9 protein-coding genes are annotated in these 9,951 nt (G+C 34.3%); 3 read left to right on the plus strand and 6 right to left on the minus strand.

The window, feature by feature from the left end:
* Positions 1 to 59: 59 nt before the first annotated feature.
* Complete coding sequence (locus Q4Q55_RS02660; RefSeq protein ID WP_303371272.1) at positions 60 to 782, minus strand: alpha/beta hydrolase; 723 nt, start codon at positions 780 to 782, stop codon at positions 60 to 62.
* 312 nt (positions 783 to 1,094) lie between these two features.
* Between Q4Q55_RS02660 and Q4Q55_RS02665 the strand changes: the two genes are divergently transcribed.
* Together Q4Q55_RS02665 and Q4Q55_RS02670 are read left to right on the plus strand one after the other, a co-directional pair.
* On the plus strand, positions 1,095 to 1,700 hold the full coding sequence (locus Q4Q55_RS02665) for a hypothetical protein (RefSeq protein WP_303371273.1): 606 nt from the start codon (positions 1,095 to 1,097) through the stop codon (positions 1,698 to 1,700).
* 178 nt (positions 1,701 to 1,878) lie between these two features.
* The gene (locus Q4Q55_RS02670) at positions 1,879 to 2,511 is read left to right on the plus strand and encodes a hypothetical protein (protein WP_303371274.1); all 633 of its coding nucleotides are present in this window, start codon (positions 1,879 to 1,881) and stop codon (positions 2,509 to 2,511) included.
* A gap of 68 nt (positions 2,512 to 2,579) precedes the next feature.
* Here the strand turns inward: Q4Q55_RS02670 and Q4Q55_RS02675 are convergent, their stop codons facing one another.
* Together Q4Q55_RS02675 and Q4Q55_RS02680 are read right to left on the minus strand one after the other, a co-directional pair.
* Positions 2,580 to 2,921 (minus strand): hypothetical protein, encoded by a 342-nt coding sequence (locus tag Q4Q55_RS02675; RefSeq protein WP_303371275.1) that lies wholly within the window; start codon positions 2,919 to 2,921, stop codon positions 2,580 to 2,582.
* Between the two features lie 22 nt (positions 2,922 to 2,943).
* Positions 2,944 to 4,392, minus strand: coding sequence for an NAD(P)/FAD-dependent oxidoreductase (locus Q4Q55_RS02680; protein WP_303371276.1), 1,449 nt, complete (start codon positions 4,390 to 4,392; stop codon positions 2,944 to 2,946).
* Positions 4,393 to 4,698: 306 nt separating this feature from the next.
* On the opposite strand from Q4Q55_RS02680, the gene Q4Q55_RS02685 reads away from it, so the two are divergent.
* Positions 4,699 to 6,732: a hypothetical protein gene (locus Q4Q55_RS02685; protein WP_303371277.1), complete on the plus strand. Its 2,034-nt coding sequence runs from the start codon at positions 4,699 to 4,701 to the stop codon at positions 6,730 to 6,732.
* Positions 6,733 to 6,935: 203 nt separating this feature from the next.
* Here Q4Q55_RS02685 and sstT read toward each other — a convergent pair whose 3' ends face one another.
* From sstT to Q4Q55_RS02700, 3 genes are all read right to left on the minus strand, one after another.
* On the minus strand, positions 6,936 to 8,180 hold the full coding sequence (sstT, locus tag Q4Q55_RS02690) for a serine/threonine transporter SstT (protein ID WP_303371278.1): 1,245 nt from the start codon (positions 8,178 to 8,180) through the stop codon (positions 6,936 to 6,938).
* A gap of 40 nt (positions 8,181 to 8,220) precedes the next feature.
* Complete coding sequence (locus Q4Q55_RS02695; protein WP_303371279.1) at positions 8,221 to 8,946, minus strand: hypothetical protein; 726 nt, start codon at positions 8,944 to 8,946, stop codon at positions 8,221 to 8,223.
* A gap of 243 nt (positions 8,947 to 9,189) precedes the next feature.
* Positions 9,190 to 9,951 (minus strand): 4Fe-4S dicluster domain-containing protein (locus Q4Q55_RS02700; protein WP_303371280.1); only part of this gene is annotated, 762 nt, incomplete at its 5' end.

Consider the following 9,951-nt stretch of genomic DNA (forward strand, 5'->3'; position numbering starts at 1 on the left):
TAAAGATTAAACATCACTAAACAGGTGATGAATCTCTAACAGTATACATATGGCATATCCTATTGGGTTGACGTATAATTGTGGATGAACTTCAAAATTGCATCAGCAGTTTGGTTCTGTTGATTTTCGGCAGTGATATTTGCCACACCGTCTCCGGATTGATTTCCGTAATATCCGAATTGTGCATGGTTTCCCCCATTGATTAATATTTCAGTTAAATTGTTCATCATCATCGTGGACATGGACTCATGATAGCTTGTCAGATTGATGACACCGTCATTTGTACCCCTTATGGATAGAACTGGAACATTAATCCCTACAGATGAGTGGGATGAGAGATATATCAAACCGTCTATGTCCTTGTCTGTTTTGTTTACATAAGCGCTGGCCATAGCGCCGCCCAATGAATGGCCTGCCATATAGTAATGTTTGTAGCTTGAATTTTCTATAATCCCGTCGGCGCTGTCAATTCCAAAAAACGCCAGATTGAATGGCATTTCTACAAGATAACAGTCAGCACCTTCACTGGCCAGATCAACGAATAACGGCAGATATGAAGTGTATTCCACTTTGGCACCGGGATAGAATATGATTGCAGTGTCATTTCCATAACCGTCTAAAAAAAGTCCATTTGAAGTTTTGGTGACATTCACATCATCAGTTCCATTCATATAGTCAGTTGCGGTTTTTTCAGCATGATAATAAAATTGAGAATATACGAAAAAGCCTCCTACAAATACTATAATAAACAAAATAATAGCAATTTTAAGTTTCCTATTCATAAAATATCCTTCAATTAATTTTCAAAAATATAAACATTACAATCTTTAATGTGTAAATAATCAAATAAATAAGTTTTCATGAAATTATTATTATCATAATCTAAATGAAATTTATTTTTTCAGCAATATTTAATGTTTTGTTTAATTTAATACCAATATTCTTTCAAACTACAGATTAAAAAAAAATAAATGTAAACAATAAATTACATCAAAATCCATAATTTAATGAAAAATTTTCAAAGAATTTATATAATGTTAAAAAATATATATAGAAATACCAAAAGTTTCAAAAAACAAAAAGAGGTTATGAAAATGTACAAAAAGATTTCAAAAATACTAATTTGCGCATTGATACTTGTATTGGCCATTGGTGCAGTTAGTGCAATGGAAAACAATACTGATGATGCAATCGCATCAGAATCTAGTGATGACGTTATAGCAGCCAGTGAGGAAAACGCTGATGTTATAACCTCACAGGAACAACAGGACAATGTAGTTGCAGCCAGTGCAGATAAAGCTGCTCCAGCAACTAAAGAAAAAAATGTGGTTACAGTTTCTGCAAGTAAAGAAAAAACTAATGTAGCTAAAAAGAACAGTGCAGACAGTACAAAAAAGGTCTCAAAATTGAGTGCCACTAAAAACAGCCAAAAATCAACAAAAATTCAGAAAAAACTATTCACCTTGGCATCAATGGTATTCCCATACAAATACATAAAAACAGACTACAAAAACCTCCCAACCAAAATGAAAAAATTATATATCTCAAAACTGCTAGTCTTCAACAAAAAATTTTCCAACACCTTAAAAGTACTCAAAGCGAAAGGATGGAGAACAAACACCCAACCATTTGCCAAAGTATATAAAAGAGGTACAAATGCACTTATTGTCTACAGACTATATTGTTACAGATACGTATAAATGGATAAATTCTTATCCATTTTTTTAATTTTTTTATTTTAACGCACCATCATCCTTGAATTTAATATTACTTCAGATTTTGTTCATATCTCTATATACACTCCAATAAACACCTTATCTGAAATTTTTTCATGAAAATAATAGATTTTTATTGATAAGCAATATTTTTCAAAAAAATGTGGCAAAGTTTTTATTTATTGAAAATATAAATAAGAACATGCCTATTGAAAAAAAATTTATCCTCATAATATTCAACAATGATAAAATAAATGACTTCAACAAAGTTATAATAAAATACGCTGATTCAGTTAATCAGTCCTCATCACACCTTCTTTTTGAAACAGAACCTATAAGTATTGTGGATATAGCTCAAGATGTTACTTTTTTTAATATAATTGCTGAAGATGAAGACAGTCTTAATAGGAAGATGGATGATTTAATTGAGGAATTAAAAAAATTCAATAGTTATTATTCTATAAGAAATACTGAAACTAGAGAGTTATTTACAGATATTGTTTCAGTCGGTGCAATAGACATCAAATTTGACAACATTAAGGTAATACCTAAAGGAACTTATAAAAAAATCGATGAAATAAAAAATTTGATAACAGAATTTGGATCTTGTAAAGGTTACAAACCAACATTTCGTCCTCTTGAGGGCAATTCAGTTGAAAATCTGAAACTGCAGGACGAAATTATTTATCTGTTTTCTAACTCCCATGAAGACATGGCAAAACTACAGGATTACATGTCTAAAAAAGCCCTTGAAATTAACCCTGATTTTTTGATAGGAACTAGGACATTTGTATAAATTCATTGTGCGTAAGGATTTTTGATTCATCAGTTGCATCATTTCCAGTTGAACAATTTTCCCACATATTAATTCTTTTCTGAAGTCATTTCACGTATTTCATCAAGATTAATTTCAATGAATTTTCTATATTTTGGATTTGCAAGGATTTTATATTGTTTTTTGTTGCTTTTCTGATAGGCATCTTGCAAAATGCTTTGCAACTCTTCAATTTCACTGTTTAAAACTATGTCCAGTTTATTTTTCTGACCGTCATTCATTTTATCGATAAAAGGTCTGATTTTTGACTCGAACTTTAAAACAAGATTTGTGTTTTTCTTGGCGTACCTTTCAAGCAAAAATGAAGGAGCCAGCGAGAGCAGCTTCTCATAATCCTTGATGTCGTCATATGTGATTTTATTTTCACTCATAAAACTCACCATTTTAGATATTTTACAAATCGTAGTGGATGTTGTGCAGTTTATATAAACAGACGGAACTGCTTGATGGGAATGCGTAAATCATATAGTCCAGCTCTTCCAGGGTGATTTTTTTGTTTATTATGAAAGCAAACATGTTTGCCACGTTTTCTGCATCGGCAGCATATATTTCGGCACCGGCAATCTGCAGGTCCTTATCCACAATTACTTTTGCCTCTGCTGTTGTGTCGTTTTTAAGCTCCAAGGAATATGAATTTCCATATTTTATTGTGTGGACATCATATTCATCACTGTTTTCTGCAACATATGCAGGAACACCAACCGTAGCTATTCTCGGTATGGTGTATGCAACTGCAGGCACTACTGGATAGGTTATTTCATCCGCACCACCCAAAAGTTCCTTTGCAAGATATTTGGAGTGGTGTATTGCAACGGTTACAAGCTTTGCTATTCCAGTGTCTGCAACATCTCCTGATGCATAGATGTTTGGAACTTCTGTCTGAAGGTGTCCGTTTACCTTAATTCCCTGTTTTGTGTATGTCAAACCTACATTTTCAAGGCCAATATCCTCAACATTTGCAGTCCTTCCCATTGCTGCTATCACATAGTCACCCTTGAGTGTCAGTCCGCTTTCACATTTTACTGTGAATGCATTTTCGTATGCTCTGTTGTCTATTTTGGCTTCAGGGTCTCTCAGCATTTCATCTGAGTTCATGCCCTGAACGACATTCAATACTTTGTCTTCCGGATTGTCTATTTCCACGTCGCTAGTGATTTCTTCAACGTTTTGGTTGAAATGGAAGTTGATGCCTTTTTTCTTTAATATTTCTATTACTTTGTGTACATATGGCTGGTGGAAATATTTCAATGCCATATCGCCTCTTATGATTACATCTGCTGTCAGTCCTGCTTCGGCAAGTATTGATGCAAATTCCATTCCGACAAATCCTGCACCAATAATGATTGTATGTTTTGGAAGCTCTGCTATGTCCAGAAAGTCTGTGCTGTCGTGAAGGTATTCCCTTCCTTTGATGTTGGGGATTACCGGTATTAATCCTGTGCAGATTACTATCTTGTCTGTTGTGAATTGCTTATCTGCTACCTGTACGGTGTGCTCATCTACAATAACCCCTTTGCCGTGGGCAACGTCCAGGTCATATTCATCGAATTTGCCGTCTAGGAATAATGACATTCCGGCAATTCTTTTCTGTTTGAACTTCATCAAATCAGGCCAGTTCACTTCGAAGTTTCCTGATTTTCCAACGCCTTCAAAGTTATCGGCCAGAGCCTTAATTTCGTACGGAGCATCCAGCAGAGCCTTTGAATTGCATCCCCTATTTGCACATGTTCCACCGTATAGGCTTTCTTCAACTATCAATACTTTAAGACCTTCCTTTCTTAGGAATCGGCCCCCTTGCCAAGCGGCGTTTCCGCTTCCAATATATATTACATCATAATCCATAATCAACCACCTGGTTAAATGATTTGTAAGATATTATATAAATTATTATCTTATGAAAATTTTTAGGCATACCTAAATATTTAAATAGGATTAAAAATATAATACAATCAGGAGGTTGACGATGATAATAGGAATTGAAAATCTAAAGAAAAAACAAAAAGAAAAAGAAGAATCCGAATAAATCTAAAAAAAAAACTTAAAACCATTGCCCATATCCTATTTGACGATAAAAAATCCAATTCATAAATTATATATTTCTCGTATATAAATAAATATGACTAACAAAAGAATTGGAGGATTTTTTAAATGAAAAAGATGATGATTATAAGCATTATTCTAATTTGTATCTTGTCATTTACTGCAGTATCAGCCCATGACAACTCGACAGATACTGTTAGTGATGAAATCCAACAGGACAATGGGGAGATTCTAAGCGATGATTCAAATCAAAAGCAAGATTTAAACATAACCGTCAGGTATTGTGAGTTCATTCAAATAGGTGATACAAGCGATTACGAATTAGGATTCGAAAGCGTTCCAGATGATTATAATGGCGACGCTTTAATATATATCGATGGAGAATATGACCGGTCCATAAGCGTGAAATCAAGTGATGAAATTAATATCCCAAGAAAAGTTTCTAAAACTTATACCATTTTAGCGTGTTTGCCTGAAACAGACAAATACAATGGGTTAAACATCACACAGCAGTGCATTGTTGGAAAAACATACATTGAAATTCCAACCAAAATAGATTCATCAAATGGCAAAAATGTTGTTTTTTATGCTCAAAACGGAGCCACAGGAACATTGACAGTGAAAGTGAACAATACAGTTTATAAAAAGGTTGATGTTGCCAAACAGCTAAAGAACAAGGTCAATAATGAAATCTATGTAAGTCTGGATAATCTGAATACGGGCATTCAGACTGTTGAAGTAATATATTCTGGTGACAGCAAATATTCCAAGCTGACCAAAAAAGCAAATGTCCATGTGACAAATGACTATAATATCGAATTTGACATTCCTGATACTTTATACTATGACATTGACAATGTGTGGTATTTTTACAGCACTTCTAAATTAAAAAATACACCAATCGTAACAATAAACGGTGAAAATTTTGATGTGGAAAATATATTTCACCCATTATATTTCTCAGTGAATTTAAGCCAGTTAACACCAGGTGTTAAAAATATTGTCATAACCTATCCTGGTGATGAGAAATTTGACTCAAAATCATTCAATAAAACATTTACAGTACTTGGAAAAATAAGATCAGAAATCAACTACAAAGGCATAACATACTTAAAATTGCCTAGTGATGCAAAAGGCAATCTGAGCATTTACCTCAATAATACATTATATAAGACATCTCCGATAATCAACGGTAACGCTAATCTGACATTTGATTTGATGGGAGAATATTCCATTGAAATTAACTATACGGGCGATGATTATGATGTGGAAGGAATTTCACAGAAGAAAATAATGATATCCCCATATTTGGATTATCAGGAATTCATCCGTTATATGGACAACAACATATTATACATGGAGTTTCCAGATGATGCCAGTGGAAATGTTACCATAATCCAGGATTATGGAAAAGCAGTATTTAACGAGGAAATTGCAGACCACAAAATAAATTTCTCCTTTAACAATCTAATCTTTAATTTTGAACCGTCAGAACTTTCACAATCAAGTTTTATAACTGTTGAATATACCTATCAAAACAAAACCCATACTGAAAATATTGAAGTGATTATCCGTCCAATACCTTCCCAAATACTTAAGGTAAAAGACATTACAATGTATTATGGGGATTCAAAAACTTTTTATGCTCAAATTAAAGGAGCATACGGTAAAATTGTTGGTGCAGGAGAAACTGTAACTATCACAATTGGTTCTAAAACACATGTTCTTAAAACCGACAAGAATGGTATGGTTAAAGTGAAAATAGATAATCTTCCAGGAACCTACAAGATAACTACAAAATACCATTACATATATAAAAAAGATGATGAGTACCTTGCATGTAAAGTTACAAACAAACTTATAGTAAAACAGCCTTTAAGCTTAAAAGCGGCAACAGTCAAAAAATCAGCCAAAAAACTTGTCTTAACAGCAACCCTTAAAAACACCAAAGCCATTAAAAACAAAGTGCTTACATTCAAGTTCAATGGCAAAACATATAAAGCAAAAACCAACTCCAAAGGAGTGGCTAAAGTGACAGTTTCCTCAAGCATTCTCAAAAAGCTTAAAGTGGGCAAAAAAATAACCTATCAGGTAACCTACCTCAAGGATACTGTGAAAAAAACAGCAGTTGTTAAAAAATAAGTGATTCGACTCACTTATTTTTTCATTTCTTATTTTCAACAAAATTTCTAAGCACTGAAAGAGAAATCTTCCATTATATAATTATCCGGTAAGTCAAAACTAAAATAGAAACATCATTTGAACATCCGCAGCGTCAACACGACTGGGAGGTTCAACAAAATTGGAAAAATAGTGTTAGAGCATTAACCCAACTATTGAAAAACTTAACTTTTTTTAGCAAATTCTCCCAGGAAATTTACTTCTTCACCATTTTTAGCGCGGTCATGGTATTCAGCGGTAGCTGAAAACAATGCGTCACCCGCTGAGTTAAGTGCAGTTTCACAGGAATCCTGTATTACACCTATGATGAATCCTACAGCTACAGCCTGCATGGATACATCGGATGGTATTCCGAACAATGAACATGCCATCGGGATGAGCAATAGTGATCCTCCGGCAACACCTGAAGACCCACAGGCACCCAAAGTCGAAATGATACACAAAACAATTGCAACAGGCAATGCAACTTCAATTCCGAGAGTATGGCAAACCGCAAGAGACATTACTGTAATGGTAACGGCCGCACCTTCCATGTTAACTGTTGAACCCAATGGAATGCTTATAGAATAAAAATCCTTATCAATGCCCAAACGTTCACATAACTGCATATTCACAGGTATATTTGCTGCAGAACTTCTTGAGAAAAATGCTGTGATACCACTTTCCCTTAAACATGTCAATACCAACGGATAGGGATTTCGCTTAAGTGCGAATGCAGCAATAACCGGATCTGTCACGAATGCTACAAATGCTATGCATCCCACTAAAAGCAGAATGAGCTGGCCGTATTGGGTGAATATTCCAAGACCGCTTTCGCTGACGGATGTGAATACCAAACCCAGGATTCCGATTGGAGCACATTGAATGATTGCACGAACCACTTTAGTAACAGCTTCAGCACAGTCTGTCAAAACGTCTTTTGTTGTGTCACTTGCAACTATTTTTAAAGCAAGCCCGAATACGATTGACCAAAAAAGAATTCCCAGATATTCACCTTCAGAAAGTGATTTTAAAGGATTGGAAAAGATTGTCAGAAGCATGTTTGTAATCACTTCGCCAAGACCTCCAGGAGCTGTTGCAGTGCTGGCAGAGGTTAGGTGAATTGACACCGGAAAGAGATAACTGCCGGTAATGGCAACCATTGCTGCCAAAAACGTACTGAACAAATACAATATAATCACTGTTTTGAATCTGGAACCGATTCCGCTTCTTGCTTTGGATATGGCTGAAGCAACTAAAACAAATACAAGAATAGGTGCAATAGCCTTAAGTGCACTAACAAATAATTGTCCCGAAAGCCCTATTATGGACCAGCCCGGAACAATAATTCCTAAAATTGCACCTATTATCAACCCTATGATAATCTTTAAAATTAAACTGGATTCTGTCCATTTATCTACAAATTTCATATAATTCCCCATAATTTTTATCAATAATTAGATATGTGATTTAACTATATTTTAAGTTATCAACAGCATTGATAAGTTCAATCATATGTTCATCCTTTTCATTCTGTGGTGCAAAGCTATACTCTTCAAAGTAAAATGCAGGGATTCCATTTTCATTCAATGGAATAGTCAGATATGGTCCGCTAGTTGTTGAATCTGGAGCGTAAAATGAAATGTTTGGCGAATTCATGGCAACTTGCTGTGCATATTCATTTCCCGATCCTTCCTTGAGTGGAGAAAAAACAAATGTCCTGTAGTCATATGCTCCAACGTTTGAATGCACATCGATTGCCAATTTATAATTGCCTTTTGAAATTTCCGGATAAACATATTTATAAGCCAGATTTTGTCCGTTTTGCCTTCCGGGACTGTCATCTGATGACCCATCACCATAATAGCCAATATCCTGTGTTACATTAATGACATATATGTCATAGCAATAATTCAGATTTGTCATTTCGGGCAGGAGTTTAAGCAAGGTTTTATGGGTGAGATTTTCAAGAGGATGAACTCCAACCACATAAGCTATACTTTCACCGTTAACGTTTCCGATATTCCTAATCACTTCAACAGAACCCAAATCGGAATCATTTGCTAAAACTTCATGATTGGCTGAATCATTAGCCGCAATTTCATTATTTGAATCTATTTGGTTGAATATTGCAATGCTTAAAGATGCAATGATAATGATTAACATTAAAATAACAAGATATTCCTTTTTTATCATCAATTTAAATTTTAATTTCATAAGTTATATCTTTTGACATATACAATATTGATAAAAGATAATGTTTTGATGTATATTTGCATTTTTAAATTGATTGAAAAATTAAGAGAAATGCAATTAATGACTTCTAACTTCGATTATTCTAATGGTAATCCTCATGACATTAATTATTATGATGTCAAAATGCAATATAATTAAATGGAAAAATCCTTCAAAAAAAGTTAAAATAAATGAATCTTAAATTCATCTATTTCTGATTTTGTATTCGACTTTACATATTGCCTGAGTCATTGTTCCCATCGGACAGTACACGCACCATGACCTTGGCTTAAAGAGAAGCATTGTCAGCAGACCCAATATTGTTGAGGTGAGCATTACGCTGTAGAATCCAAATGCATACTGGGACACCCATGGAGCTATAACGTTTCCATGATATGCCCATGTCCATGGAACATTGAATGTCCACAATAGTGTAACTGCCTGCGTAAGGGTTTTTGTACCTGCAAATACCAGATATGTATTCCAAAGCATTACAAAAAACATTGCAAAGAAAAATATTAAAAATCCATATCTGAAAGCCTTGGAGTACATCCATTTTGGAGCATTCCTTTTTCTTGAAAGCCCTAAACGCCCTCCGAGCAATCCTAAAAGTTGACCTCTATCACAGTAACGATTGCAGAATCCTTTGTTACCTTTGAATATGGCAAACAATAATGGCACTATAAAGCAAATCATCCCAATCCATGCAAATATTATGTTAAAGAAGCCCAATGTGAAATACACTATGGTAAATATCCACAAATAGTCATACCATTTTTTGAATCGAACTTTATTTTCTTTTTTAGGAGTCTTTCCTTCAATGACTGATGCAGGACATTCAATTACGCATTTTCCACATCCAATACATGAATCATCATCAATTACCGCATACATCCCATTTTTAACTTCAATTGCCTGTTTAGGACATACCTTAATACAGCATCCGCATGAAACACATGATTTTTC

The sequence above is a fragment of the Methanobrevibacter sp. genome (assembly GCF_030539555.1).
Taxonomy (GTDB): Archaea; Methanobacteriota; Methanobacteria; order Methanobacteriales; family Methanobacteriaceae; genus Methanocatella.